At 39.2% G+C, this 26539-nt stretch carries 26 protein-coding genes and 1 pseudogene; 1 reads left to right on the forward strand and 26 read right to left on the reverse strand.

Features of this window, described 5'->3' with window-relative positions; translation table 11 throughout:
- Nucleotides 1–730 precede the first annotated feature (730 nt).
- The 23 genes and pseudogenes from cccA to rpsU form a co-directional block, all read right to left on the reverse strand.
- Nucleotides 731–1090, reverse strand: a complete 360-nt coding sequence (cccA, locus tag HOO54_RS14105; protein ID WP_172296323.1) for a cytochrome c550 — start codon at nucleotides 1088–1090, stop codon at nucleotides 731–733.
- Between the two features lie 321 nt (nucleotides 1091–1411).
- Entirely contained in the window at nucleotides 1412–2533 is a 1122-nt protein-coding gene (gene rpoD / locus HOO54_RS14110) for an RNA polymerase sigma factor RpoD (protein ID WP_172296326.1), read from the reverse strand.
- 166 nt (nucleotides 2534–2699) lie between these two features.
- Complete coding sequence (gene dnaG, locus HOO54_RS14115) at nucleotides 2700–4523, reverse strand: DNA primase (protein WP_172296328.1); 1824 nt, start codon at nucleotides 4521–4523, stop codon at nucleotides 2700–2702.
- Between the two features lie 32 nt (nucleotides 4524–4555).
- A complete protein-coding gene (locus HOO54_RS14120) occupies nucleotides 4556–5083 on the reverse strand; it encodes a YaiI/YqxD family protein (RefSeq protein WP_172296330.1) in 528 nt (175 codons plus the stop codon).
- Nucleotides 5084–5301: 218 nt separating this feature from the next.
- Nucleotides 5302–6120 (reverse strand): pyruvate, water dikinase regulatory protein, encoded by an 819-nt coding sequence (locus HOO54_RS14125; protein WP_172296333.1) that lies wholly within the window; start codon nucleotides 6118–6120, stop codon nucleotides 5302–5304.
- Between the two features lie 12 nt (nucleotides 6121–6132).
- Entirely contained in the window at nucleotides 6133–6771 is a 639-nt protein-coding gene (gene ccpN, locus HOO54_RS14130; protein WP_172296336.1) for a transcriptional regulator CcpN, read from the reverse strand.
- A gap of 167 nt (nucleotides 6772–6938) precedes the next feature.
- Complete coding sequence (gene glyS / locus HOO54_RS14135; protein ID WP_172296338.1) at nucleotides 6939–8978, reverse strand: glycine--tRNA ligase subunit beta; 2040 nt, start codon at nucleotides 8976–8978, stop codon at nucleotides 6939–6941.
- The gene (gene glyQ, locus HOO54_RS14140; protein WP_172296340.1) at nucleotides 8971–9858 is read right to left on the reverse strand and encodes a glycine--tRNA ligase subunit alpha; all 888 of its coding nucleotides are present in this window, start codon (nucleotides 9856–9858) and stop codon (nucleotides 8971–8973) included. The genes glyS and glyQ overlap by 8 nt, the downstream gene beginning before the upstream one ends.
- A 250-nt stretch (nucleotides 9859–10108) precedes the next feature.
- A pseudogene (gene recO, locus HOO54_RS14145) lies at nucleotides 10109–10913 on the reverse strand (DNA repair protein RecO).
- Between the two features lie 40 nt (nucleotides 10914–10953).
- Nucleotides 10954–11097 (reverse strand): YqzL family protein, encoded by a 144-nt coding sequence (locus tag HOO54_RS14150; RefSeq protein WP_172296345.1) that lies wholly within the window; start codon nucleotides 11095–11097, stop codon nucleotides 10954–10956.
- Nucleotides 11098–11255: 158 nt separating this feature from the next.
- Nucleotides 11256–12161, reverse strand: coding sequence for a GTPase Era (gene era, locus HOO54_RS14155; protein ID WP_172296348.1), 906 nt, complete (start codon nucleotides 12159–12161; stop codon nucleotides 11256–11258).
- On the reverse strand, nucleotides 12142–12552 hold the full coding sequence (locus HOO54_RS14160; protein ID WP_172296350.1) for a cytidine deaminase: 411 nt from the start codon (nucleotides 12550–12552) through the stop codon (nucleotides 12142–12144). The genes era and HOO54_RS14160 overlap by 20 nt, the downstream gene beginning before the upstream one ends.
- A 144-nt stretch (nucleotides 12553–12696) precedes the next feature.
- Nucleotides 12697–13077 carry a diacylglycerol kinase family protein gene (locus HOO54_RS14165; RefSeq protein WP_172296353.1) on the reverse strand — a complete coding sequence of 127 codons (381 nt, stop codon included), beginning with the start codon at nucleotides 13075–13077 and terminating at the stop codon, nucleotides 12697–12699.
- Nucleotides 13055–13531 (reverse strand): rRNA maturation RNase YbeY, encoded by a 477-nt coding sequence (gene ybeY / locus HOO54_RS14170; RefSeq protein WP_172296356.1) that lies wholly within the window; start codon nucleotides 13529–13531, stop codon nucleotides 13055–13057. Before ybeY ends, HOO54_RS14165 begins: the two co-directional genes overlap by 23 nt.
- Nucleotides 13528–15561, reverse strand: coding sequence for an HD family phosphohydrolase (locus tag HOO54_RS14175; protein ID WP_172299573.1), 2034 nt, complete (start codon nucleotides 15559–15561; stop codon nucleotides 13528–13530). The genes ybeY and HOO54_RS14175 overlap by 4 nt, the downstream gene beginning before the upstream one ends.
- Before the next feature lie 166 nt (nucleotides 15562–15727).
- The gene (locus HOO54_RS14180) at nucleotides 15728–16687 is read right to left on the reverse strand and encodes a PhoH family protein (RefSeq protein ID WP_172296358.1); all 960 of its coding nucleotides are present in this window, start codon (nucleotides 16685–16687) and stop codon (nucleotides 15728–15730) included.
- Entirely contained in the window at nucleotides 16684–17910 is a 1227-nt protein-coding gene (yqfD, locus tag HOO54_RS14185; RefSeq protein WP_172296360.1) for a sporulation protein YqfD, read from the reverse strand. Before yqfD ends, HOO54_RS14180 begins: the two co-directional genes overlap by 4 nt.
- 15 nt (nucleotides 17911–17925) lie before the next feature.
- A complete protein-coding gene (gene yqfC / locus HOO54_RS14190; RefSeq protein WP_172299575.1) occupies nucleotides 17926–18222 on the reverse strand; it encodes a sporulation protein YqfC in 297 nt (98 codons plus the stop codon).
- 468 nt (nucleotides 18223–18690) lie between these two features.
- On the reverse strand, nucleotides 18691–19137 hold the full coding sequence (locus HOO54_RS14195) for a hypothetical protein (RefSeq protein ID WP_172296362.1): 447 nt from the start codon (nucleotides 19135–19137) through the stop codon (nucleotides 18691–18693).
- A gap of 31 nt (nucleotides 19138–19168) precedes the next feature.
- Complete coding sequence (gene floA, locus HOO54_RS14200; protein WP_172296364.1) at nucleotides 19169–20161, reverse strand: flotillin-like protein FloA; 993 nt, start codon at nucleotides 20159–20161, stop codon at nucleotides 19169–19171.
- Between the two features lie 26 nt (nucleotides 20162–20187).
- The gene (locus tag HOO54_RS14205; RefSeq protein WP_172296366.1) at nucleotides 20188–21507 is read right to left on the reverse strand and encodes an NfeD family protein; all 1320 of its coding nucleotides are present in this window, start codon (nucleotides 21505–21507) and stop codon (nucleotides 20188–20190) included.
- A 135-nt stretch (nucleotides 21508–21642) separates the two neighbouring features.
- Entirely contained in the window at nucleotides 21643–22089 is a 447-nt protein-coding gene (locus HOO54_RS14210) for a GatB/YqeY domain-containing protein (RefSeq protein ID WP_172296368.1), read from the reverse strand.
- Between the two features lie 14 nt (nucleotides 22090–22103).
- The gene (gene rpsU, locus HOO54_RS14215) at nucleotides 22104–22277 is read right to left on the reverse strand and encodes a 30S ribosomal protein S21 (RefSeq protein ID WP_010196218.1); all 174 of its coding nucleotides are present in this window, start codon (nucleotides 22275–22277) and stop codon (nucleotides 22104–22106) included.
- Between the two features lie 184 nt (nucleotides 22278–22461).
- On the opposite strand from rpsU, the gene HOO54_RS14220 reads away from it, so the two are divergent.
- Nucleotides 22462–23388, forward strand: a complete 927-nt coding sequence (locus HOO54_RS14220) for a Na/Pi symporter (protein WP_172299577.1) — start codon at nucleotides 22462–22464, stop codon at nucleotides 23386–23388.
- Between the two features lie 45 nt (nucleotides 23389–23433).
- On the opposite strand, the gene mtaB is transcribed toward HOO54_RS14220, so the two are convergent.
- Genes mtaB through prmA form a run of 3 tightly spaced genes read right to left on the reverse strand, consistent with a single transcriptional unit; the run spans nucleotide 23434 to nucleotide 26519 of the window.
- Nucleotides 23434–24789 carry a tRNA (N(6)-L-threonylcarbamoyladenosine(37)-C(2))-methylthiotransferase MtaB gene (gene mtaB, locus HOO54_RS14225; protein WP_172296370.1) on the reverse strand — a complete coding sequence of 452 codons (1356 nt, stop codon included), beginning with the start codon at nucleotides 24787–24789 and terminating at the stop codon, nucleotides 23434–23436.
- Between the two features lie 2 nt (nucleotides 24790–24791).
- Nucleotides 24792–25559 carry a 16S rRNA (uracil(1498)-N(3))-methyltransferase gene (locus HOO54_RS14230; RefSeq protein ID WP_172296372.1) on the reverse strand — a complete coding sequence of 256 codons (768 nt, stop codon included), beginning with the start codon at nucleotides 25557–25559 and terminating at the stop codon, nucleotides 24792–24794.
- Between the two features lie 24 nt (nucleotides 25560–25583).
- Nucleotides 25584–26519: a 50S ribosomal protein L11 methyltransferase gene (gene prmA / locus HOO54_RS14235; RefSeq protein WP_172296374.1), complete on the reverse strand. Its 936-nt coding sequence runs from the start codon at nucleotides 26517–26519 to the stop codon at nucleotides 25584–25586.
- Nucleotides 26520–26539 lie beyond the last annotated feature (20 nt).

Consider the following 26539-nt stretch of genomic DNA (forward strand, 5'->3'; position numbering starts at 1 on the left):
TTTCAAGATAGGAAGTAGACAATATAAAATCAAACTCACCTGTTGAGATTATTTTCTGATTCTAGCGGTTTGAGTCGTCATTAAGAATACCCATAGTGCCAACATAAAACCGGAAGTCATTAAAATAATCGTTATTACGGTAGCCTAAGATTAGCGCCAACTTCCTGTTTTACTGATTCCATTATACAACAAAGGAACGAATAATAAGTTCCCAATCAACTCTATTACTTAGATCAACTTTTTTTCATTAGTTTTGTAGTTGTTATTTGGCAAACCAATGGCTGTTATATCGGCACCCCAACACCAGTTTTTTAAAAAATTGATACATCGATATACATGATGATCTTTAGTGACAATTGCAATCAATTTAAAAAAATTCCCTTTTTAAAACGATAAAAGGTGCCTGCGTATAATTTGAATTTAAAAAGGGCTGCCCATAGTTATTCCATGAGACAGCCCCTTCAAAAATTCGATATTCAGGTGAAAGTACTATAATTTCTGCGGAATCTCTATCTTGTTTCCAAATTGAGCATAACCTTCTTTCGTTAGCGTTTCCTGATCATATTTAAATCGTCAACAAGAATAGCAGGAGAAAATGGTTCTTGTGGTTCACATTTAACCCAAGCACCGCCTCTTTTTGCAAGATTTGCAGGTATAGGTGTTTCCTCCATGCCTAGAGGATCTTCACTCCCTTTTGGTGCTACTAATTTAAAACACCCTTCCATAACGGCTATTTAATTTTAGATAGCCATTTTGCCATCTCATCCAGTTTTTCCGCTGGCACCAGTCCGGCTGGCATGCCATTACCTCCTTTTTGAATCTTTTCTTTAATCTTAGCGGTATCCAACCGTTCTCCAACTCCTTTTAATTTTGGACCTGATACACCTTCATAGTTTTCGCCATGACAGGAAACACAGTTCTGTTTATAAATTTCTTCAGGTGAGGCGGCAGCTTTATTTTCTTCAGCTGTTTTATTATCCTTGCCGGCAATTTCTTTTTGATCGTGCAGACCTTTCATCGATAAGAAAAATACTAGACCTATACCCATAATTGCAATCAATAAAAATGGAATTAACGGATTTCGCTTCATTTTATATCCCCCTTTTTCATTTACCCCAGTCCCTTATGAAAACAATTCTAATTCTACTTTAATTTTACAAAAAATAAACCCATTATGTAAGAATAGCTGTTGAAGTTCACATTTTAGACAAATTAAGCGTCTCATTTTTGAATACGGTTTCAACATCATTATAAAGGCCTTTCCCTACGATCTCAAGGCATAATGCCTGAATTTCCGTTTTTGACTATTTGCATTATCGAAAAAAATTAAGTAAAATATAATCATGTTTACCAATAACAGCGTTTTCAAATTGAACAAAAAAAGAACGGATCTATTTGACCCGTTCAACATTTATTCTAGAAAATCTTTTAACCGTTTGCTTCTACTAGGATGTCTTAATTTACGAAGCGCTTTAGCTTCGATTTGGCGGATTCGTTCCCTTGTTACTCCGAATACTTTACCGACTTCTTCTAGTGTTCTTGTTCGACCGTCATCAAGACCGAATCGAAGACGCAACACATTTTCTTCTCGATCAGTCAGTGTATCTAGAACATCTTCAAGCTGTTCTTTTAACAGCTCATATGCGGCATGATCTGAAGGTGAAGTTGCTTCCTGATCTTCAATAAAATCGCCTAAGTGGGAGTCATCCTCTTCTCCGATTGGAGTCTCTAGTGAGACCGGCTCTTGGGCAATCTTTAAGATTTCACGAACTTTTTCCGGAGTCAAATCCATGTCTTCGGCAATTTCTTCAGGTGTTGGTTCGCGTCCTAGATCTTGAAGAAGCTGTCTTTGAACACGAATCAGCTTATTAATCGTTTCCACCATATGAACAGGAATTCTGATGGTTCTTGCCTGATCAGCAATGGCTCTTGTAATCGCCTGTCTGATCCACCATGTAGCATAAGTACTAAACTTGTAGCCTTTTCGATAATCAAATTTTTCAACTGCCTTCATTAGACCCATGTTTCCTTCCTGAATGAGGTCTAAGAAAAGCATGCCGCGACCAACATACCGTTTTGCGATGCTGACTACAAGCCTTAAGTTCGCTTCTGCCAGTCGGCGTTTAGATGCTTCATCGCCTTCTTCTATCTTTTTGGCAAATTCGATTTCTTCTTTGGCAGACAAAAGGTTTACCCGTCCGATCTCCTTTAAATACATCCGGACAGGGTCGTTTATCTTAACGCCCGGCGGGACACTTAAATCGTTTAGATCAAATTCTTCTTCAGCCTTTTCCAGTTGTTGAATATTAGGATCCTCATTTTCCTCAGTCTCACTAATTAATTCAACACCTTGCTCTCCTAAAAATTCATAATACTCATCCATTTGGTCTGATTCGATTTCGAAACTGGACATACGCTCAGCTATTTCTTCATATGTGAGCACGCCGCGTTTTTTACCGGCCTCTGTCAATTGATCCCTTACCTGTTCAAATGTGAATTCAGTTTCGGTTTCGTGTGCTTGTTTATCAGCCATTCATGGATCCCTCCTTCCAAAACTTACAGACGGATTATAAAAAATGCTCCGCTTCAATTTCCCTGTTTTTTAACAAATCATAATTGACAATATATGATTAGGATAAGCCCGTTTTTGCTCCTCCATTAGGATTCATTGCCAAGAGCCTTTCCTATTATATAACGGTTTATTTTAGCGAACGGTTTAACTTCACGATTTCTTGAGCCAAAGTTGCTGCCCTGATGAAATCCTTTTGCCTTTCAGCTTCTGCCCTTTCAGCTTCTTTTTCTTTTATCATTGACCATTTTCGATAATTCAACACTTTTTTTACATAATCAGAAAATTCTGTTTCACTAAGTTCGTCATTAATCTGGAGCATTAAAATATCTGTAAGGAGTTGACTTAACTCCTCATCCTCGATTCTTTTATAGAGATGCTGGATCGATATTTCGGTTTCTTCCTCATACATACCATACAGAAAAGCGGCTAGTGCACGATGCTGATCAATGTTAAATTCGAAACCGATTTTGTCTAAAACCTTTCGAATGACATCACGATCATGAACCATGTGAGCTATCAGCATTCGTTCAGCATTTTCATACGCTGGGCGAAGTCCAGTGCGTTTTCTTGGTGTTCTTGAGATATAAGCGCGCCGCTCCTTTGATTCCTGACGGCTGTTTTGTTTGCTGCGAGCTGCTGTTTGTTTTTCAAAAACTGAGAGCTGCTCTTTTAATGAATCACTGGAGATTGAGAATTCATTTGCTAGCTGTTTAACATATATCTCTTGTTCCAAGGGACCACTAAGGGAACTAATTTCCCTTAAACAATCGTTTATATAGGTAATACGGTCCCCTTCATCAGACAGATTTTTCCCTTTTTTAAAATAGTGCATCTTAAACGTCATTACGGTCACGCTGGCCCCTATTACATCCTGTTTAAATTTTTCGCTACCAATTTTTTTGATGTAGTCATCGGGGTCAAGTCCATCAGGTATCATGGCAACTTTGACTTTACAACCTTTTTTTTGGAGCAGATTCGAAGCTTTCAGTGTCGCTTCATACCCAGCCAGATCAGAATCGTAGCAAAGAATAATTTCCTCCACATTGCGCCTGATCACCTTTGCATGTTCTTCGGTAAGTGCAGTTCCCATCGTCGCGATCGATTCTTTAACTCCCGACTTGACGGCTGACATAACATCTGCAAACCCTTCAAAAAGAACTGCTCTTTCCTCTTTCCTGATATGAAGCCGAGCCTTATGAAAATGGTAGAGCAATCTGCTTTTATGAAAAATCGGTGTTTCTGGACTGTTCATATATTTTGGATGTTCTCCGGTAAATGTTCGACCAGAAAAAGCAACGGTTGTTCCATGATGATTATGGATCGGAAAAATAATCCTATTTCTAAAACGGTCAAAATAGCCTTCCCCATTCTCCCGGCTGATAATGAGCCCCGCTCTTTCCATTAGCTCGGCTTCAAAGCCTCTCCGTTTAAGAAATTTTGTGATAAAGTCCCATGAGTCAAGCGCGTAACCTATTTCAAAATGCTCAATCTCTTCCATTTTGAAACCTCTTTTAAGCAAATAGTCCAACGCTGCCTGACCTTCTTTTGTATTGACCAGCAGATGATGATAAAATTTCTTTAAGAGCTCGTGCGCTTCCATCATTTTCTTTTCTTCTGAATCGTTTGCATTGTCTGATGAAACAGCTGTAGCATGATCCGGAAGATCAATCTGATATTTATCTGCCAAGTGGAAAACTGCTTCAGTAAACGAGTAACCTTCCATCTGTCTTAAAAATGAGAAGACATTTCCACCGGCTCCACATCCAAAACAATGAAAAATTTGTTTCTCGCCTGAAACAGAAAAAGATGGTGTATTTTCACCATGAAATGGACAAAGCCCAAAATAATTACGCCCCTGTTTTCTTAACTGGACGTATTCTCCAATAACTTCAACAATATCAGCTGATTTTTGTATCTGTTCCACAATTTCATCCGGTATACGATTGCCCATGTTTAACACTCCGCCCGTACATAATTCGCTGCTTAACATTTAAATCCTTCATTTTTCGACAAGATTTTTTGCAGCTGTTTGACAAATCGCTCCTTGTCTTCTTTGACCAGTTTTTTCGGGCCTTTCGTATAGTGTCCGCTCTTTCTCAGTTTTTGAGAAATATGACGGCGGTAAAGAGCGATATCTATGGACTTTTCTTCAAACAAAAATCCTCTCTCCGATATCACGATAACCTTTTTCCCAAGCAGTAAAGAGGCAAGACCAATATCCTGAGTAATCACCAAATCACCAGCTTGGACATGGTTAGCAATGTACAGATCAGCAGCTTCTTTATGCCGATCAACATATGTCCAATCCTCTTGTTCGTTTCTAGTGATTTGAAAATGTTCGAATGAGGCCACGAACTTCACCTTTACTTGATAATCCGCTGCCACTTTTAGAACTTCATCTTTGACCGGACATGCGTCTGCATCGACAAAAATCGTCCTTTCTTTTTCTTGAAGAATTATTTCTACATCCCTCCACCGATTTCCTGCTAAAATACAGGCAAAATCACACATGTTTCAAATTAATTGATTTATAAAATTTGTCAAAAACTTTTTACGTCGACTCCTGACACAGTTTCCCCTAATAGTTTATTCGTTCTATCCATAGATTAAACCTAAAAATTAATCATTTTATCACAATTTTTTATTATAATACAAATGCTAAAAAGATGCTAATATTTTCACTCTCTCCACTGCCAATGGAAAAACCCAGGATATTAAGTTCCTGAGTTTTATGATTGATCACCTTTTGTCATCATGTTGTGAATAATGTTTGCCGTCTCCTCCACAGCTTTATTTGAAACATCTACCACTTTACAACCGATACGGCCCACAACCTTCTCGAAATATAAAAGTTCGTCTTTGATACGATTGATATTTGCATAAATCGCTTTATCATTTAGCCCCAGGGATTTTAACCGTTCTTTACGGATATGATTCAATTTATCAGGGCTGATTTTTAAACCAATACATTTTTTCGGATCTACCTTATAAAGCTCTTCAGGAGGATCAACTTCCGGAACGATCGGAACGTTTGCAACCTTTAAACGTTTATGTGCCAAATATTGAGACAAAGGGGTTTTTGACGTTCTTGAGACACCTATTAAAACGATATCAGCTTTTAATATTCCGCGAGGATCTCTGCCGTCATCGTATTTTACAGCGAATTCAATCGCTTCTACTTTTTTGAAATAGTCTTCATCAAGTTGGCGAACCCGACCCGGCTCACATTTTGAACTATGTCCAAAAACCGACTCCATTTTATCGATTAAAGGGCCAATAATATCGTAATAGACAACATTTGCCTTTTCAGCTTCAGCAATTAAAAATTCACGAATTTCAGGGACAACAAGTGTAAAACAGATAATTCCACCGTCTGATTCAGCCTGTGAAATCACTTCTTTAATTGTTCCACGGTCTTCTACATAAGGAATTCTTCTTATATTTGTATGTTCAGATGAGCCATTAAACTGGCTAACTGCCGCCTTGACCACTAATTCGGCCGTCTCGCCAACAGAATCGGAAACAACATATATTGTTTGCTGATTCATGATATCCCCCCATTACATAATTTCATTTTCCGATAAACCGACAAGGATTTTTGTCATATTTGTTTTCGTAATTCTTCCAACTACTTCATACCCTTTTACTGTATCTTTTACAACGGGCAGTGCATCTATCTGCTTATCAATCAACATTTTTGCAATGTCCAAAACAAAATCATCACGTTTGCATAACGTAATATTCGGCATTCTTGTCATAATAATATGAACAGGTATAGATGGGAGCTCCTGTTTGCCAATACTCGCTCTTAGCAAATCTTTTCGTGAAAGTACACCGACTAAGATGGCGTTATCATCTACAACAAACAGTGTCCCTACGTCTTCTAAGAACATCGTGCAAATCGCATCATAAACAGAAACATTTTCATGTATCACCACGGGAATCGACTGGAAATCTTTGACCTGAAGTTTTCTTAGTTTATCGGCCAATAGCTGTGTCCCTGTCTTTCCCGTATAAAAATAGCCGACTCTCGGTCTTGCTTCCAAAAAGCCCGACATCGTCAAGATCGCCAAGTCTGGGCGAAGAGTGGCTCTAGTTAAATTCAGTCTTTCCGCAATATGTTCTCCAGTGATTGGTCCGTTCTCTTTCACAATCTGCAAAATATGCTCCTGACGTTTATTTAATTCGATCGTACTCACCACCTTTTGTTAAAAACTAACACGGAATATGTAATTAAAATATTATTTATTATAACGTATGTGTAGGTTCATTTAACAGCATAACTATCGAAAAGGCAAGCGTATTTTGACAAGGCTGTGAAAATATTAACAAAAGACGATTGCTTGGTTGCAACCGTCTTTCAATATTATTTTACAATAATGACATCAATATTTGCAAAACTTTCAATCAGCGCAGCTAAACTTGCCATTTGTGCAAGACGGTTCTTCTTCAGTCTTTCATCTTCAGCATGAACCATTGTATGATCAAAATATGCTTCAATCGGTTGTTTTAGTTTAGAAAGCTCTGTAAAAGCACCTTGATAATTTTTTTCTTTGTAAAGTTCAACAATGTTCTGCTTACATTCTTGATAAGCTGTAAACAGTTCAGTCTCTTGAGAGGTTTCAAACAAAGACGTATCAATGTTTGTTGTTTCGCTTTTCTTACTGATTGAAATCACCCTGGCAAGTGCTTCAGCTTTTTCTTTAAACTCTTGTTTTTTTGCCTCTAATTCTAATACAGCAGCTTTTTTCAACGCTGAATATGGTTCAAGATCTGTACTTTCCAGCACAGCGTCTATCACATCATATCTAATATGTTCTTCTGTTAACACATATTTAAGCCGTTGTTTAAAGAAATCAAGAAGTCCACTGTGTTCTCCCTGTCCTGTAAAAGAAATCAGCTTTTCAAAGGAAAGGTCCCAATTTCGATCAAGCAGGATTTGAACGATTCCACTCGCTTGACGTCTTAATCCATACGGGTCTTGAGAACCAGTTGGAGTAACTCCAATTTTGAAAAAGGATACAACGGTATCAAGCTTATCAGCTAAGGCAACAATGGAACCAACAACTGTTGTTGGAGTCTTTCCACCTGCTTGCCGCGGCATATAATGTTCATTGACAGCTAAGGCAACCTCTTCATGTTCACCATGCATACGCGCATACTTTTCTCCCATAATACCTTGAAGTTCAGGAAACTCGTATACCATATTTGTCACCAAATCGAACTTGGAAATGTGAGAAGCACGTTTGATTAACTTAACGGTTTCAAGATCAGTATCTATTTCTTGGGCTATTCGTTCAGCGATTGCTGCTGAGCGTCTCACCTTGTCTCCGAGCGACCCAAGCTCCTCGTGAAAAACGATTTTTTCAAGTTTTTTCACATTTTCATCAATATTTAATTTCTGATCTTCTTTATAGAAAAAGGCAGCATCTGAAAGCCTTGCACGCAAGACTTTTTCATTCCCTTTCACAACCTTTTCGAGCGCGTGTTTGTCTCCATTTCGAACGGCTACAAAGAAAGGAAGCAGTGTACCGTTTTTGTCTTTAACCGGAAAATAACGCTGATGCTCTTTCATTGTCGTTACGAGAACCTCTTCAGGAATCGTCAAAAACTCCTCTTCATAAGAACCGGATAGTACAGTCGGATATTCTACTAAATGGCTGACTTCATCCAATAATTCTTCATCTCTCGGAATTGACCATGATTTTTCTGTTGCCAATTGATTGAGCTGATCTGTAATCAGCTGTTTTCGTTTCTTAGGATCTGCAATGACAAATTGACTTTCTAATTTTTCTTCATACTCAAAAGGTGAAGCTAAAGTAACTGATTTGCCAAGGAAACGATGTCCCTGTGTGATACGACCGCTTTCAACCCCAGCGACAGAAAGTGGAATAACCTCACTGCCAAATAAAGCGACGATCCATTTAATTGGACGAATATATTTGAGATCTTGGCTACCCCAGCGCATGTTTTTCGGAAAGTGAAGATGTTTCACCAGATCGCTAATTTCTGGAAGAAGCGCAATTGTATCTTGACCCTTCTGAAACTTTTCGACAAAAACATATTCTGTCCCTTTAACATCTTTAAAATATAAATCTTCCGGACTTGCACCTTGTCCCCGTGAAAAGCCAATAGCAGCTTTCGTCCACTCACCGTTTTCAGTAAGCGCAATTTTCTTGGCAGGTCCTTTTGCTTCTTCTTTTACATCATCCTGTTTTTCAGCAATATTTTCGATCAAAACGGCAAGTCTTCTTGGCGAGTTAAAAAGTCTGACTTCACCATAGGCAATCTTTTTATCTTTTAGCCAGCTTTCGATTTTTTCACCTAATTGATTCATGCTGTCATCTAAAAATCGTGCTGGCACTTCTTCTAATCCGATTTCTAAAAGTAAATCTTTTTTATCCATGAGCCGCCTCTCCCTTCTCCAACATTGGAAAGCCTAACTTTTCACGTTCATTATAATATGTTTTGGCTACTTTTCTGGCGAGATTTCTGACTCTCGCAATATAGCCGGTTCGTTCCGTAACAGAAATCGCTCCTTTAGCATCAAGCAAATTAAACGTATGAGAGCATTTTAAAACATAATCGTACGCGGGATGCACAAGTCCTTGATCCATTTGACGGTTCGCTTCTTTTTCATAAGTAGCAAACAATTCAAACAGCATATCCACATCAGACGTTTCAAATGTATAAACAGAGTGTTCGTACTCCGCCATCATAAATAAATCTTTTATTGTATAACCGCTTGTCCATTCTAAATCAAACACGTTTTCTTTATCTTGAATGTATGAAGCCAAACGTTCAATCCCGTAAGTGATTTCGACAGATACCGGATGACATTCAAGTCCGCCGACTTGTTGAAAATAGGTGAATTGGGTAATCTCCATCCCGTCAAGCCAGACTTCCCAGCCAAGGCCAGCACAGCCAAGAGACGGATTTTCCCAGTTATCTTCAACAAATCGAATATCATGTTCTAAAGGATCAATTCCGAGTGCTTTTAAAGAATCTAAATATAGCTCCTGAATATTGTCAGGGGATGGTTTAATAATCACTTGGAATTGATGATGCTGATAAAGCCTGTTTGGATTTTCACCATACCTTCCATCAGCAGGTCGTCTTGATGGTTCAACATAGGCGACCTTCCACGGTTCAGGTCCAAGACTCCGTAAAAATGTATATGGACTCATTGTTCCTGCTCCTTTTTCCACATCATAGGATTGCAAAAGGACACAGCCTTCCTTTGACCAATGCTTTTGCAATGTCAATATCATCTCTTGAATATTCAAATGAAGCACCTCCACAATATCTGTATTACAGTAAAAAACTCCCGTCTCTATGCTTGTTTTCTACAAACATAGGGACGAGAGTTCTCCCGCGGTTCCACCCTAATTGCTGAGAAATCTCAGCCTCTTTTTTAAAGCTGTTCAGGTAATGCCTTTCATTACGCTCTCATCCCTGGCTCCCACCGTCCCAAGATCGCTAAATATGAGGTATATGCGCAATTACTGTTTTCCGTCACCACAGCATCATTATTGTTTATGAAATGATCTTATAAGACATTGAAGAAGATGTCAACTTTTTGTTTTCACCTGAGCATATCTTTCATATTGTCCATTTGCTCGATAAAACGCCGCGATTTCAGAAAAATACCAGAGTATTCGTCATAATAAAGACGGATCACCCTTTTGAGTTCTTCTTTCGTTTCCTTTTTGACTGACACATTCCCAAGCCTTGCTAGATCAAAATAGTAAAACAGCCTCAACAGTCTTACAGCAGGCGGAGAAAGCGGGACTCTGTATGGATCTTTTGCAAAACAACGGTGGCAAATAAAACCATTTTCCCGAATGGAAAAATGAAATGTCCCTTCTTTGCTTTTGCAATAAACACATTCGTCAAATTCCGGATACAAACCGATAACACCAAGCATTTTAACTTCAATCAAGTTTGTAATGATGTCAGGATCAGTTCCTTCATTCAGCCTTTGTAATGATTGAAGAAAAAGTTCAAATAAAAATGGGTTCGGTTTCTTTTCTTCAGTTCCCTTATCGATTAATTCGGCAATATATGCCGCATGCGCTGTTAAAAAAAGATCCTCCCGGATATGACGCATGCTTTCTATCATCTCGCCCTGTTCCAATGTTCCAAGACCTGATGATTTCCGAAACAAAAAGGAAGCATAGAGAAACGGCTGGGAAATCGCTGACAAGCGACTGTTCGGTTTTTTTGCACCCCTTGCCAGCAGACCGATTTTGCCATGTTCCCTCGTTAAGATTGTAATGATTTTATTTGATTCACCATAATCATTTGTACGAAGGACTATACCTTCACATTTTGTCAGCATATGTGCACCATCCAAAAAATTCGAGGGGAATCAAGCATGATCACAAAATTGGATAATCAACTTGCGCTAGCTCTTCTTCAAGTACATCGGGTCTTTCCAGGTTCTCCTTTTCCAATTCTTTGAAAAGAAGATACGTATCAACGCTTCCTGTTTGTGAAAATACATTCCAAGTAAAATTCAACATAAAAACCCCACCTTTCTGTTTATAACTAGCTTTTCAACTCCAAATTCATAAGATTATCTTGACCCCGTAATCCTAATTTCATGTTAAACATTTTTTTCTAATATTACTTTAATTTTGAGAGGTTATATTACGACACCACGGTCAAGTTGGGTTCGTCGTTAATACTCGTCTTCCTTAAATCCAAAATCACGAAGCTGTGACATCTTATTCCGCCAGTCTTTTTGCACTTTGACCCACAGTTCCAAAAAGACGCGTGAGCCAAGAAGAGCTTCAATATCAGTCCTGGCACGTTTACCAACTTCTTTGAGCAGACTGCCCTTTTTTCCAATGACTATTCCTTTTTGGGAGTCGCGCTCGACAACAATAGTTGCACCTACATAAACAGAACCATTATCTCGTTCTTGAATTGAATCGATGCTGACAGCAATGCTGTGAGGAATCTCTTCTCTTGTCAGATGCAGCACTTTTTCCCGAATCAGCTCAGAAATGATAAAGCGCTCTGGGTGATCGGTTACTTGGTCACTCGGGTAAAACTGCGGACCTTCTGGCAAATAATCTTCAATTTGCTTTAAAAGCGTATCGATATTATTTCCCTCAAGAGCAGATATTGGAATAATTTCTTTGAACGGATATCTGGTTCTGTATTCATCAATTAGCATCAGTAATTGGTCTGGATGAATCTGATCGATTTTATTGACAATCAAAAAAACCGGTGTTGTCAATTGATTTAAGCGTTCGATTATAAATTCATCACCTTTTCCATACCCTTCGGCTGCATTGATCATGAATAAAATAATGTCGACTTCTTTTAAAGTATTCTGGGCAACCTTCATCATAAAATCGCCAAGTTTATGCTTTGGTTTGTGAATTCCGGGTGTATCGATAAAAATCGTTTGCGATGTCGAAGTTGTTAATACACCCTGAACCTTGTTTCTCGTTGTTTGTGGCTTATCGCTCATGATGGCAATTTTTTGGCCGATCACGTGATTTAAAAAAGTTGATTTTCCTACATTAGGTCGCCCAATAATGGACACAAATCCTGATTTAAAGTTTTCCAGTGTCATGTAAATCCTCCGATGAAAATGCTCCTGGCAATAATTCTTGAGCGGTCATTTCGACTACTTGGCCTTTTAGATTAGTCAGAATAACAGGCATATCCTTTGAACAAAGTTCAGAAATCACCTGTCTACACGCCCCACATGGTGATACAGGTCCTGGCGTATCTGCAACAACAACAAGCATTTTAATGGCTGTATCTCCTTCAGAGTAAGCTTTAAACAGCGCTGTTCGTTCAGCACAGTTGCATAGGCTGTATGCAGCATTTTCAATATTGCAGCCTCTATACAATTTGCCATCCTCTGTTATGAGTGCTGCACCGACTTTAAACTTTGAATATGGAACATATGCGAATTCTCTTGCTTCTAACGCTTCTGCAATTAACTCTTGTTTAGTCATTTGAAAGTTCCTTCCTTCATACGGTTTTTGGTACCGCTAACACTTTTATTTTACATAATCATGACCAGTTTTTCACGCCCAAATCGAAAATGTAAAATCTTTGTAAGAATCTTTTACCTGATAGAAATAAAAGGCATTTTTGTGTCAAAATAATTTTGGTATAAAGATGATTAATCCAATCATACACGAAATAGCAGCAAAGACGCAAACGGCTCCTGCTGCTGCATCTTTAGCAGCTTTTGCAAGTGGATGGTTCTCGTTTGTGATTAAATCAACAGCATGTTCAATTGCTGTGTTGATTAACTCCAAAGCAAACATTCCACCGATAAGCATTAAAATAACGACCCACTCTAAAGCTGTCAATCTAAAGATGAAGCCGCAAAATATGACCAATATTGCGGCTCCAGTGTGTATTTGAAAATTGCGCTCGGAAATGAACGTCAGGAAAATTCCGTTGAAGGCATTTGCAAAGCTTTTTCGCAACCGCTGCCATTCTTTTTGTTTAGGAGGATCTTGAAAGCCCATATTTATTTAAAAGATCCTTCTGTTTAGTAAACATTTCTTCTTCATCTTCCTTTGTCATATGATCATATCCGAGTAGATGCAAGAAACCATGCACAGTAAGAAATCCCAGTTCCCGCATAAGTGGATGCCCATACTCTGTTGCTTGCTCTTTCGCCTTATCCACACTGATGATGATATCACCAAGAACGGGCGCTAGGTCAGTACCGATGATTTCAATCTCTCCCTCCCCTTCTTCTTCAAGTGCAAATGAAATGACATCAGTCGGACAGTCTTTTCCACGGTATTCTTTATTTATTTTTTGAATTTCTTCATTCGTAACAATCGTAACGGATACTTCCGCTTGATCAGCAACTCCTTCTTCACGAGCCGTAAATTGGAGAAGCTTTTCAATCTCTTGCAAATGTTCATCAGAGAGACAACTTGTTTCATCTGAAATATCAATGATTAAACTCATGTGTTTTTCACCTTCTGTTTTGAATTAACCTCTGGATACTCAATCCGCGAATGAAAAATGCCTTTTAACGTTTCACAAATCGTCGTCGCGACTGTATGAAGTTCTTTTAATGTCAGGTCACATTCGTCAAACTGTCCATCTTGAAGCTTATCGGAAATAATACCGCGTACAAGCTTTTCAATTCTCTCCAGATTCGGATTATGCATCGATCTGACCGCCGCTTCCACACTGTCAGCTACAGAGATAATCGCCGCTTCTTTTGATTGTGGTTTTGGACCGGGATAACGAAACTCTTCTTCTGTCATCTGATCTCCTTTTTCTTTTGCTTTATGGAAAAAGAACTTAAGCAACGATGTGCCGTGATGCTGTTCAGCGATATCAATTAGTTCTTTTGGCATATTATGCGCCCGTAACATTTCCGCCCCATCAATTGTATGTGCGATAATAATATTTTTGCTTAACTGAGGTGACAGCTTGTCATGCGGATTATCAATATTCATTTGGTTCTCAATAAAATATTGGGGTCGTTTCGTTTTACCAATATCATGATAATAAGCACCAACCCTTGCTAACAGCCCCTTTGCACCAACTGCTTCACATGCCGCTTCCGCCAAATTAGCAACCATTACACTGTGATGATACGTACCAGGTGTTTCCGTTAATATTTTACGGAGCAGCGGGTGATTTGGATTTGAAAGTTCAAGCAGTCTCATGGTTGATAAAATACCAAATCCACTTTCAAAAAACGGCATAAAGCCAAGAACAAGGACAGAAGATCCGATACCTGATACCACACCCATCACAATATTTGTACCAATTTCCAAGCCTGATTGCGCCGCATTTTGAATCAATTGCAGGGTAAACATCACGACAATATTAATAAAAGATACAAACAGACCAGCTTGGAGAATTTTAGCCCTTGCATTATGCTTCCCTAATAACAGTATGCCTGCTATAGAACTAATCAGAAAATACGTTCCAATTCCATAATTAAATGTTCCTGTAACACCTTGATTAAACATCATGCTACCACAAATCGACAGAATCATACTAGCAAGGATTGCCAACCGTTCATGAATTAAAAGCTTAATCAACATGGCGCCCATTGCGATTGGAACTAAGTAACCGATATGGCTGAACTCAAGTTCCTGAAACAGGCTGATGACTTCCATGACAATTAAAACAATCGCAGTTACGAGTGAAAATAACATCAATGATTTCGTTTTCGATAATCTTTTAGGATCATGCTGTTTTTCAAAATAGTAAACCAACACAGCGATAAACAACCCAATTAATAATAACAGTCCGCCAATCGGTTTATACATATTAGCACCGCTTAATAATCCTGTTAATTCCAACTTTCTGTATACTTCTCTATCAATTAGCTCATTTTCCTCAACAAGAATTTGTCCTTGTTTAATTTGAATCTGTTGAACGCTATCTTCTGCCTCTTGTCGTTTTTGTTCCGTTTTATTAGGATCATATACATAGTTGGGAATGATCGCAAAGCGAGCAATTTCATTTGCAGCACTCTTTAGTTTGCTAGGAATAGAATTGCTTTTTAATTCTTTCGTGACTTGTTCTCTGGCACTTTCAAGTTTTCCCGCCGGTATTTCCTTGCTCATGACATCATTAACGGCTGTAATGACAGAGTCCTGAGTCATTGAAAGTTCACCATCACTTGCATTTAACAGTTTTTGCACTGATTTTTCTGATAAAGAATCTGTCACATCTGAAGTCAGTTTATCTTCCACAGATTTCACTTGTTCTTTTTCAGATCCATCAGAACTTTCTTTTTTGACTTCTTTAATGATATCAAATATCGATGAGACTAGATCAACTCTGTTATCAGAGTACTCTTTCTTAAGCGTATATTGATCGGGGACCTCTTCACTTGCTTCTTGCTTTTTCTTGGCTGTTGCCTGTTGATCTTCCACTGTTGCCGGTGCATAAATTGTATTTTCACTGATAGAAAATAAGTCAAGGTCAAGTGATTCAGGTCTTACATGAACAAAAAGCAGAATAAACATTAAAATCGAAATCACTGTATAAAGAATAACCGGAAGAAAACGTTCTTTTTTTATTAGCTTGATCCGTTTTTTCTCAATTTTTCGTTTCTTTTTCAAAACAAACACCTCTTTTCCGGCAACAAACTAAAAAACGACCCGATAGCGGGCAACAATCGGGTCATTCCAATTATTTTGTCTTCTCATATGCTTCAATGATTCGGGCGACAAGGGGATGTCTGACTACATCTGTCTGATCCAATTCAACAATTGAGATTCCATCGATATTAAGGAGCATATTTTTTGCAACAGCAAGTCCAGATGCAACTCCCTTTGGCAGATCAATTTGTGTAATGTCGCCTGTAATAACCATTTTAGAACCAAAACCTAGTCTCGTCAAAAACATTTTCATTTGTGCCGGTGTCGTATTTTGTGCTTCATCCAAAATGACGAAGGCATCATCGAGTGTCCGACCTCTCATATATGCGAGCGGTGCGACTTCAATCGTTCCCCTTTCAAGCAACCGTGCTGTATGATCTGCTCCTAGCACATCATAGAGAGCATCATACAAAGGGCGTAAATAGGGGTCAACTTTTTCTTTCAAATCACCGGGTAAAAAGCCGAGACTTTCACCAGCTTCAACTGCTGGTCTTGTTAAAATGATCTTTTTAACGTGCCCATTTTTCAGTTCATGAACGGCTTTTACAACAGCTAAATAAGTTTTCCCCGTTCCGGCTGGGCCGATGCCAAAGATTAAGTCGTGTCTTTTCATTGCAGCTATATATTCTCTTTGACCCATAGTTTTGACACGGATCGATTTACCTTTGGCGTTTTTGGTAATTTCGTCTTCATACATACTTTCAAAAAATTCAAGTTTTTGCCTCTTCGCCATCTTCATCGCATATAAGACATCTCGTTCTGAGAGTTCAATTCCTTTGCGAATCAGACGTAAAAGGGCAGCAAGCAGGCTGTCCACAATTTGAAAAGTTTCCTCATCACCGGTTACATATACAGTTTCTCCCCTAGTGATAATCGAAATATTCAGCTCTTCTTCCATCATCTTCAAATGCGAATCCTGATTTCCAAATAATGCTTGAGCTTCATTCGGACCTTCCAACTGTTGATTAATCGCAAGTAAATGTTCTGTCATTCTTTAGTCTCCTGAACAATTGGTGTTGTTTGAACAATGTCTTCAATAACTTGGTAAAGGATGATCAATTTAACTTTACCATTCTCACTCGTTTCGTGCAAAACTTTTTCACTGATAATCTTTCCGTCCTCACCAATTTTTTTTCGCACATCTTGTTTTCCCATTCTGATCGCTTCCTGTGCTGCTTCTTTTTTTGTGTAAACTCTCTTAACTTTTTCGCTTTCCCTTGTTGTTTCCTTTACATATGTGAAGGGAAGTGTAAATTTAAAGAAATGAAGCGAATGTTCTTCCGTTTCTGTTTTTGGATCAGAGAGCTTTTCTTCTTTGAAGGAAAAACCCCAAAAAGGCACAGATAAAAAACTGCTAGAGAGCTTGTGCCTTGTCTTTACTTTACCCGTAAAAACATCAAATGATGTCTCAAGAGGGACCGTTACCGTTGATCGGTACCATGTTTCACCAAAAATTTCCCCCTTGGCTCCAACTTTTTGCTTATCCTCCTCTTCCTCCTCTTCCTCTTCTTCCTCTTCTTCATTGCCAAGCAACCCAGAAACAAGCTTTTGACCTTTCTTAACATGTTCGTTAACAGTGACAAGTGGTTCACCTTTTTCGACAAACATGCTAGAAATTGTTGCATCTTTTTTTGCGATAATATGCCTCGGACCAATCGCCTTTTCTTTTTCCGGTTCGTTCTTTTCAACCACTTTCATATGAAGGGCTGTCCCATTTAATTCGATACCCACCCATGTAATATTCTCAACTTTTTTTGTAAGTGATTGCTGGATTTTTTGCGGTGTCATCATTAAAAACTGTAACCGCCCCTTTTTAACCCCAATTCGATTCAGTTCCTGCCTGATTTGATGCTCTGTTTCCGGATTTGCCCCGGAAATATCGATTTTCCATATCATATTTGAAAGAAGAAACATGATGACGAAAAAAGCAGCAATTCCTAAAGTAAAACCGCTGTTTCGTTTTGATTTTCGCAACAAGAAAGGGAGCCCTTTTCTTTTCAAAAAGCGGCATTTGCAGTCGAAATCCCTGATGGTCTTACGGAAAGCATGTACATCTGAAAGCAGAATATGAAGAAAAACGATCTGATCTTTTCTTTCTACATCAAACAGCGGGATGCCCTGCCTGATGCATTCGTTTAAAAAACGTTCAATTCCCGTTCCCATGACTTGAAGCCGTATCTTTCCTGAAAAAAAAGAAAGCCATTTATTTTTCACGCTACTTCCCCCCAACTATGACTCGATATAGCGAACAAGCTCAATTGTTCCTTCAAGTAAAATTTCTTCAGGCAAAATCGTCTTAATCACAAAGTCTTTTCCTTGAATAATACATTGTCCCTGTTTTAGCATCAGCCTTACTTCACGGTCACTGAACATCAGGAGCCCTCTGTGATTTTCAATATATATATGAAGCCTCCCAATCATTGTTATTCTCGGAAGATCCATCATAACGTCAGGGGGAACTTCCAATGTTCTTGTCAGCCACGCTCTCAAGCGGTTTTTTCTTTTCACAAAAGAACCCCCTTTCATTAGGTTTAATTCATCTATCATATTCTTATTCTGTTGGAGTTCATATCATGCTAATTCAAACACTCTCTAAATCCAATCAGTTTTCTTTGAATGAATGCTATGTAAAAAAGGAGACCAATCGCGGATTAAAAGTGTGGCTGAGTAACTAGAATATGTTGTGAAGAAGTCTGACTGAGAAGGGGTTGTGGCGGGTTTAGGCCGATCTTATTCCAGTTTTAACGTGAGTGTAGACGGGACAATTTCATTACCCGTTTATGCGTTGGGGGTGTTTGTACTACGTTATAGAAGGATTGCCATGCCAATATTGAACAGCAGTTCGACATAACGTCAAAGATCTAATTGGAGTTGTCTCAAGAAAACGATTCTGTAGTTTGACTGTTTACGAGTGGTTGCAAAGAATAAAGAGTTCTTACAAAACATTGGGCTCAGATTCCCCTTGTAACTGTGGAACCTGAGCCCGACTTTCTGTTAATTTTTAGAACGGCGCCTCATCGTATAATGCGGTTTTTTAGAACGAGGAGGACCGAATACCTCTCCAAGAACAATGCCTTGAACAACAGTGCTTTTATTCATGTTGAGCAATTTTTTATTTTCTTTTACTTGCAAAGAACTGCTTTGTTTTTTGATCGCTCGTTTAACAGCAGGTAGAGACCGTTCTGCATCTGTCTTGATTCTATTCAGCTCAGCCATCACGTCTACTGTTTGCTGTTTCGTTACTGTTTGTAACGATGGTTTGTCATCTTGTTTATGCTGACGTTTTGGTTTTTGCTTTTGCGTTTGTGTTTTAGAACGCGCAGGAGTCTTCTTGTTTTGTTCTTCTTCTTCATCATTTTTTCCTATACGGTTGAAAATGAGAGAAATAGCCCCGACAATAATGGCCATCATGATCGGGTTGTCTAAAATGAAGTCTAACAATTTAGCTCCCTCCTTTTAATTAGGGGCTTGTTTATTTATGATCGTCTTCAGACTGATCTTTTGTCAGTTTTCCGAACGAATCGCGCATATCTGTGTCGGCATCAATATTTTTAAAATTGAGGTAATCCATGACACCGATATTTCCGCCGCGGAGTGCTTCAGACATAGCAAGTGGTACTTCAGCCTCGGCTTCTACTACTTTAGCGCGCATTTCTTCAACACGGGCACGCATTTCTTGCTCTTGTGCAACTGCCATCGCACGGCGCTCTTCCGCTTTGGCTTGTGCGATATTTTTGTCCGCTTCAGCTTGGTCAGTCTGAAGAATGGCTCCGATGTTTTTGCCGATGTCCACATCAGCGATATCAATCGACAGAATTTCAAATGCTGTACCTGAATCTAAGCCTTTGCTCAACACGGTTTGTGAAATCATATCTGGGTTTTCAAGGACTTTTTTATGGTTAGTAGATGAACCAATTGTTGATACGATCCCTTCACCTACACGGGCAATAATCGTTTCCTCTCCAGCTCCCCCGACAAGTCTGTCAATGTTGGCACGTACTGTAATTCTTGCTTTTGCTTTTACCTCAATACCATCCATAGCTACACCAGCAATAAACGGTGTTTCAATTACTTTTGGATTAACGCTCATTTGCACAGCTTCAAGAACATCGCGGCCTGCTAAATCAATGGCTGCACATCTGGCAAATGTTAATTCAATGTTGGCACGATGGGCTGCAATTAGTGCATTAACAACTCTGTCAACATTTCCTCCAGCAAGGTAGTGGCTTTCAAGCTGGTTAATGGAAACATCTAATCCCGCTTTATGGGATTTGATAAGCGGATTGACAACACGATTTGGAATAACTCGGCGAAGCCTCATTCCAATCAGTGTAAAAATGCTAATCTTGACTCCTGCTGCTAATGCTGAGATCCAGAGCATAACAGGAACGAAAGTGAAAAAGACGGCCAATACAATGATTCCTGCTGCTATCATCATTAAAAGTAGCAAAGTTGACGAATCCATAGTCTGATTCCTCCTAAATAGTTGATTTAAATTTCTCTTACAACAATACGTGAACCTTCTACTTTCACCACTTTCACTTTTTTGTCTTTTGCGGTGAAAGAGCCTTCGGAAACGACGTCGAGCCGTTCGTCCCCAATGATGACCGTTCCTGACGGTCTAAGCGGTGTAAAAGTAATTCCAATTTGACCGATTAAATCATGACGGGTTTCATTAGAAATATAGCCGCTTTCTGAATTTGTAGAATCGGTTAAGATCAATTTTTTAAAAAAGTTCATTCGCTTCCCCAACACCCTTGTCAATAGTATGGATGCTGCAACAGAGACAGCAATTGCAATTAAAATGGAGATGGCCATATCCGTGAAACTACCTGAAGCTAGAAAGAGACTCGCAATAACAGCAATGATACCGATAATCCCGACAATTCCACCCGGTACAAAAAATTCTAAAATAATCAGAATGATCCCTGTGATAAATAGAAGGAGCGTTTCCATTCCCGCAAGTCCTGCTACGAGATGACCATAAAAAAACAACATCAGCGCTGAAAGACCCATGAAACCCGGTATTCCAAAACCCGGTGAATAAAGTTCGACAACTAGGCCGAGACTTCCGATAGAAAGCAAAATCGGGATTACAACAGGGTGTGTAATAAAACGTGCTACTTTTTCAGCAAAGCTAACCTCTGTGTGCTCTACTTTGGCATCTTGAAGTTTCAATTTTTTCAAAAGATCATCAAGATTTGAAGCAGTACCTTCTGAATAACCAACTTTAAGTGCCTTATCAGGACTTAACGTTAATAGTTCACCCTTAGGAGCACCGACCTCTTTGGCATCGACATTAGCATCAGCCATCGCAAGTGCATACTTAGGATCACGACCATTCTTTTTAGCAGCGTCTTCCATTTCTGCTAGCCACAATGATTCTGCCTTTTTGTCCGCCGCATTTCCTTGTGTATCGATGATTGCAGCAGCTCCCATTTTTCCACCTGGTGCCATATAGATATCATCGGCATTTAATGCAAGGTATGCACCGGCAGAAAGAGCCCTCCGATTGACATAAGCCGTCACAGGAATGTCGGAGTTATGTATCGTGTCAGCAATCTTCAATGCTGCATCGACGGCTCCGCCAGGAGTATTGATATCGAGTATAATGTGTTTTGCCTTCATTTCTTTGGCTTCCTGAAAAGAACGCTCAAGAAATTTAGAAAGTCCCTTTTCCACCGTTTCTTCAACCGGAATCACATATACCGTATTTTCTTCTGCCTTTACGGTCAAATGAACTCCTAATAATAAGAATAATCCAAAACCACATATGAGGGCAACTGACAATTTTATTTTTTTCAGTAACAAGGACTTAACACCCTCCTTCCACATTATCATTAACCATATATACGTAACAAATGTATCAAAGGTTTCAACTTACGATTCTTGCTGACATATTAAATATAAAAAAGACACCTTTCGTTTTGAAAGATGTCTTTTTCTTTAAGACAGTTGTTTGCTGACAAGCTTATTGACGAGAGATCCATCCGCCTTGCCTTTAACCTTTGGCATGATAGCTGTCATCACTTTGCCCATATCCGCTTTTGAAGCGGCACCGATTTCGGCAATCGTTTCATTAACAATTTCAGACAGCTCTTCTTCTGTCAGTTGTTCAGGCATATAAGCTTCCAAAATGTCTAACTCTTTTTGAACTTTATCTACTAAATCTGAACGATTAGCGTTTGAAAATTCATGGAGGGAGTCTTTACGCTGCTTTAATTCACGAGAAAGAACAGTCAGTTCCTCATCATCGGTCAGCCTGTCTTTCTTAAGCTTGATTGCTTCGTTTTGAAGCGAAGCCTTCACCATTCGAACGACAGTCAGTTTGTCTTTCTCCCGGCTTTTCATATAGAGCTTCATATCTTGGTTTAGTCGCTCAAGAAGACTCATAAATCCACCCTCTTTTAAAATTTGCGCTTTCTTGCAGCTTCAGACTTTTTCTTACGTCTTACACTAGGTTTTTCATAAAATTCACGCTTTCTTGCTTCTTGCAAAGTACCTGTCTTTGATACACTGCGTTTGAAGCGACGAAGAGCATCTTCAAGCGATTCGTTTTTTCTAACGACCGTTTTTGACATTCTCTTTCCCTCCCTCCGAATACACCAATCGACTGCTTTTAAAAAAGACATACATTAATACATGTACTTTGACATTATAATATAAGCTTTCGGTAAGGTCAACCGAACAAGGTTGTTTTATGTTTTTGTCATCAGCACGCAAGCTTGTCTATATAAATTTATTAGGGGGGTGTCTCAACATCTGATGTTCATTTTTACATTATTTTTATTTTTTATTATTTTTTTTCTTACGGGTATGGGCATGTTACGAAAAGGTTTGTTTTCTTTAACATTTGAAACGATTGAAAAACGGCTACTTTTTTTTACTGATCATCCATTAAAAGCTTTTCTTGTTAGCATTATTTTTACTGGAATTTTACAAAGCAGTTCAGCATTTATGGTTATTGTTATCGGATTTGTCAGTGTTGGGGCATTATCGTTTAAACGTTCCATTCCGCTGATTTTGGGGACAAACATTGGCTCTACATTTACAACAGAATTTTTAGCTATCAAACTAGAATTTCTCATTTTCGCTCTTTTTACAGTTGGGATTGTCTTGTGGATGGCAAGAAAACACCCTTATCACCACTTAGGTGTAAGTTTGATCGGGTTAAGCATTATTTTTTTCTGTATTCATGGTTTTAGCCATCTTGCCATTCCATTATCAAATCTTGATTCAGGCGCATATATTGTTCACCTTGTTGAACATTCATCATTTTATGCTTTAATCGTCGGGACATTGTTGACGGCTCTGATCCATTCCAGTTCTGCCTGTGTTGGGATTTTGATGAGTTTTATGGATCAAGGGGTCATTGGATTGACGCAAGCTATGAGTGTTGTGCTCGGTTCCAATATCGGGACATGCATCACAGCAGTAATGGCTGCTGTCAAAGGCGGTACAGCCGCTAAACAAACAGCTTATGCCCATGTGATCTTTAATGTTATTGGTGTGTTAGCCATTTACCCTATTCTTTCATCATTAACTGAATTTATTTCTAGCCTTTCCACAAGTCCAGCTCAACAAATTGCACATTTTAGCCTGGTGTTTAACATCGTAACTGCCGTTCTTTTTTTGCCGCTGACCAATCTGTTTCATTCGTTTATCTTGTTCCTCTTCCCAAAGCGCAATTAATAAAAAAGCCAAATCACAATCTTAATGTGACTCGGCTTTTTAAAATCAAGACGTGAGGCGAATATTTTCGTGATGATCTTCACCAGAAACTTTAAGGAATTGTCCTTGATTATACGGATATCCTGCTTTTACGATTTTCACTTTGACAAGTTTTCCGATAAGGTTTTCAGAACCTTCAAAAACCACCTTCATATAATTATCAGTGTAGCCGACAAATAAGTTGTCTTCACCGGTTTCTGTAAATGGCTCTTCAGGAATAATTTCCAGAACATCACCTTCATAATTTGACGCATACTCTTTTGCCAGCTGATTTGAGAGGGCAATGAGTTGGTGAACGCGTTCATTTTTCAGGTTTTCATCAACTTGGTTTTCCATTCTTGCGGCAGGAGTTCCGGTCCGTTTACTGTATGGAAAAACATGCAGTTCAGAAAATTTGTGTTCTTTAATAAAACGATAGGTCTCCATGAATTCTTCATCAGTTTCTCCCGGAAAACCGACAATCACATCAGAAGTGACAGCAAGGCCAGGAAGAGCTTTTTTGAGTTTTGTTAACCTGTCAGCGAAAAATTCCATTGTATATTTTCTTCTCATCCGTTTTAAAACACTGTTTGAGCCGGACTGAAGAGGGATATGAAGATGTCTGACGATTTTATCAGAGCGGTCAAGCACTTCGATCACTTCATCTGTAATTTGACTTGCTTCAATCGAAGATATCCGAATCCTTTTCAAACCTTTGACACGGCTATCCAACTCTCTCAATAACTGTGCGAAATTATAATCTTTCATATCTTCTCCATAGCCGCCTGTATGAATCCCTGTAAGAACGATTTCTTTATAACCAGCATCAACTAGCTGCTGTGCCTGACGAATGACCGCTTCTGGATCACGGGAGCGCAACAAGCCTCGTGCCCATGGAATAATACAAAACGTGCAGAAGTTGTTGCAACCTTCCTGGATTTTCAAAGAAGCCCGCGTCCGATCAGTGAATGCAGGAACATCAAGCTCTTCAAACACTTTGGCTTTCATAATGTTGCCAACACCGTTAATCGGTTGTCTTTCTTTTTGGTATTGCTTAATATAGTCGAGCATTTTTTCACGATCCTGTGTACCAACAACGATATCTACTCCAGGAATCGCCATAATTTCCGCTGGAGAAGTTTGCGCATAACACCCAGTAACACAAATGACAGCATCGGGATTTTGACGAATCGCCCTTCTAATGACCTGACGACTTTTCTTATCGCCTGTATTTGTAACAGTGCACGTATTAATGACGTATACGTCTGCTACACTTTCAAATTCTTTTCTTTCAAAGCCATTTTCTTTAAAGAGCTGCCAAATTGCCTCTGTCTCATAATGATTGACTTTGCAGCCAAGGGTATGAAAAGCAACGGTTGCCATGATTATTCACCTCTTAATAACTCTGTTTGATAAGAAACAGCCGCCAAAGCATAAAGCGGCGCTGTTTCTGCCCTTAATATCCGCGGACCAAGCCCGCAAGCAATTGCCCCTTCTTCTTGGAGTGCCTGAATTTCACTGTCTGAAAAACCTCCCTCAGGACCAAACATCAAAAGGATTGAGGAACCTTCCGGCAAGTCTTTGATGACAGATTGAAACAGGATGTTCTCTCCTTGTTTTGATGACTCTTCATATGCAACGACACATTTATCGAAATTGTGAAGGCTCTTCAGTAAACTGTGAAATGTATGGATGTCTTCTACCTTTGGGATCTTGTTTCTTTGGGACTGTTCTGCAGCTTCCTTGGCGATTTTCGCCCATCTTTCTCGTTTTTTCTTCGCCTTTTTATCATCAAATTTCACAACAGATCGCGATGCTTCAAAGGGAATAAAAGAACCGGCTCCAAGTTCTGTCCCTTTTTGAATGATCCATTCCAGTTTATCACCTTTTGGAAGTCCACTGGCAATATGAACTTGAAGCGGAAGTTCACGACTTTTCCCAGTCCATTCAACGATTGTTAACTCAACCTCATGCTTTGATAAAGAGTCAACCGTACAGTATGCTTCACGACCATCTTTTGTACAGCAAATGATCTGATCGCCCTCAGCCATTCTCATCACATTTACGATATGGTGGACGTCTTCTCCTTTGATGACAAGCACACCCGACGTTGTTACTTCTTGTTTCGTTTGTTCAATAAAATATCGTTGCATACGCTAGTGCCACCTACTAAACAATTATTTTTGGGCAATGATGCTGACCCAATCTTCCATCGACAGAACTTCAATGATTGTGAATCCCTCTTTTATTAGCGCATCCTTGACTTCCTGTTTTTTGTGCTGAATAATGCCTGATGTGATGAAATAACCATCTTGTTTTAGCAAGCTGTAGGCTTGGTTAGTAAAACGAAGAATCACTTCTGCCAAAATGTTTGCCACAATTACATCTTTTTCTCCGCTAATCCCGTCAAGCAAATTATTTTGTTTAATTTGAATCTGTTCGGCAACCTTATTCAGTTTGGAATTCAAACGGGCGCTTTCAACAGCAACTGGATCAAGGTCATATGCTTCTACCCGGTCAGCACCAAGCATTGCGGAAGCGATGCTCAAAATACCTGTTCCCGTTCCAACATCAACAACTGAATCGCTTGGTTTCACATAACGCTCCAGTGCTTGTATGCAGAGAACTGTGGTTGGATGCGTGCCTGTTCCGAATGCCATCCCGGGATCCATTTCAATGATCAGTTCATCTGTATGAACGGGCGTATAATCTTCCCAAGTTGGAACAATCGTAAACTTCTCAGAAATTTTTACCGGATGGTAATATTTTTTCCAGGCTGTTGCCCATTCTTCTTCATTTACCTCACTGATGGTAATTTTATTTCTACCAAGATCAATGTCATATAACAACAAATTATTAATCGTTTTTTTGATGCCGTCAACAGTTTCTCCTAAAAAACTGTTGATCGGCAGGTACGCTTTAATAATTACACCTTCTTCAGGGTAATCATTGGGATCGAGCTGGTAGATTTCTCCGTAAACATTCTCACGTTCTTTACTTAAATCAAGCGGATCTTCTATCACCACACCACTTGCACCAGCTTCATGCAAAATATTTGAGATGGGCTCTACCGCTTCATGTGTCGTGTGAATGCAAATTTCGGACCATTTCATACTACCAACTCCTCATCCAA

It is taken from the genome of Bacillus sp. WMMC1349 (assembly GCF_013155385.1).
Classification (GTDB): domain Bacteria; phylum Bacillota; class Bacilli; order Bacillales; family Bacillaceae; genus Bacillus.

Bases quoted from the DNA above. Each gene is read 5' to 3' on its own strand.
- HOO54_RS14175 (WP_172299573.1), bottom strand. From the start codon at position 15,561: ATGTTTATTCTGCTTTTTGTTCATGTAAGACCTGAATCACTTGACCTT.
- cccA (WP_172296323.1), bottom strand. From the start codon at position 1,090: ATGAAGCGAAATCCGTTAATTCCATTTTTATTGATTGCAATTATGGGT.
- ybeY (WP_172296356.1), bottom strand. From the start codon at position 13,531: ATGAGTTTAATCATTGATATTTCAGATGAAACAAGTTGTCTCTCTGAT.
- HOO54_RS14220 (WP_172299577.1), top strand. From the start codon at position 22,462: ATGTTCATTTTTACATTATTTTTATTTTTTATTATTTTTTTTCTTACG.
- prmA (WP_172296374.1), bottom strand. From the start codon at position 26,519: ATGAAATGGTCCGAAATTTGCATTCACACGACACATGAAGCGGTAGAG.
- rpoD (WP_172296326.1), bottom strand. From the start codon at position 2,533: ATGGCTGATAAACAAGCACACGAAACCGAAACTGAATTCACATTTGAA.
- HOO54_RS14120 (WP_172296330.1), bottom strand. From the start codon at position 5,083: ATGTGTGATTTTGCCTGTATTTTAGCAGGAAATCGGTGGAGGGATGTA.
- HOO54_RS14150 (WP_172296345.1), bottom strand. From the start codon at position 11,097: ATGTTGAATTTTACTTGGAATGTATTTTCACAAACAGGAAGCGTTGAT.
- HOO54_RS14230 (WP_172296372.1), bottom strand. From the start codon at position 25,559: ATGCAACGATATTTTATTGAACAAACGAAACAAGAAGTAACAACGTCG.
- rpsU (WP_010196218.1), bottom strand. From the start codon at position 22,277: ATGTCAAAAACGGTCGTTAGAAAAAACGAATCGCTTGAAGATGCTCTT.
- era (WP_172296348.1), bottom strand. From the start codon at position 12,161: ATGACACTGGAAAACTTTAAATCAGGATTTGTGTCCATTATTGGGCGA.
- yqfC (WP_172299575.1), bottom strand. From the start codon at position 18,222: ATGAAAGGGGGTTCTTTTGTGAAAAGAAAAAACCGCTTGAGAGCGTGG.
- glyS (WP_172296338.1), bottom strand. From the start codon at position 8,978: ATGGATAAAAAAGATTTACTTTTAGAAATCGGATTAGAAGAAGTGCCA.
- HOO54_RS14125 (WP_172296333.1), bottom strand. From the start codon at position 6,120: ATGAATCAGCAAACAATATATGTTGTTTCCGATTCTGTTGGCGAGACG.
- floA (WP_172296364.1), bottom strand. From the start codon at position 20,161: ATGGATTCGTCAACTTTGCTACTTTTAATGATGATAGCAGCAGGAATC.
- HOO54_RS14160 (WP_172296350.1), bottom strand. From the start codon at position 12,552: ATGACTAAACAAGAGTTAATTGCAGAAGCGTTAGAAGCAAGAGAATTC.
- HOO54_RS14180 (WP_172296358.1), bottom strand. From the start codon at position 16,687: ATGACAGAACATTTACTTGCGATTAATCAACAGTTGGAAGGTCCGAAT.
- HOO54_RS14165 (WP_172296353.1), bottom strand. From the start codon at position 13,077: ATGGGCTTTCAAGATCCTCCTAAACAAAAAGAATGGCAGCGGTTGCGA.
- dnaG (WP_172296328.1), bottom strand. From the start codon at position 4,523: ATGGGCAATCGTATACCGGATGAAATTGTGGAACAGATACAAAAATCA.
- HOO54_RS14210 (WP_172296368.1), bottom strand. From the start codon at position 22,089: ATGAGTCTTCTTGAGCGACTAAACCAAGATATGAAGCTCTATATGAAA.
- mtaB (WP_172296370.1), bottom strand. From the start codon at position 24,789: ATGGCAACCGTTGCTTTTCATACCCTTGGCTGCAAAGTCAATCATTAT.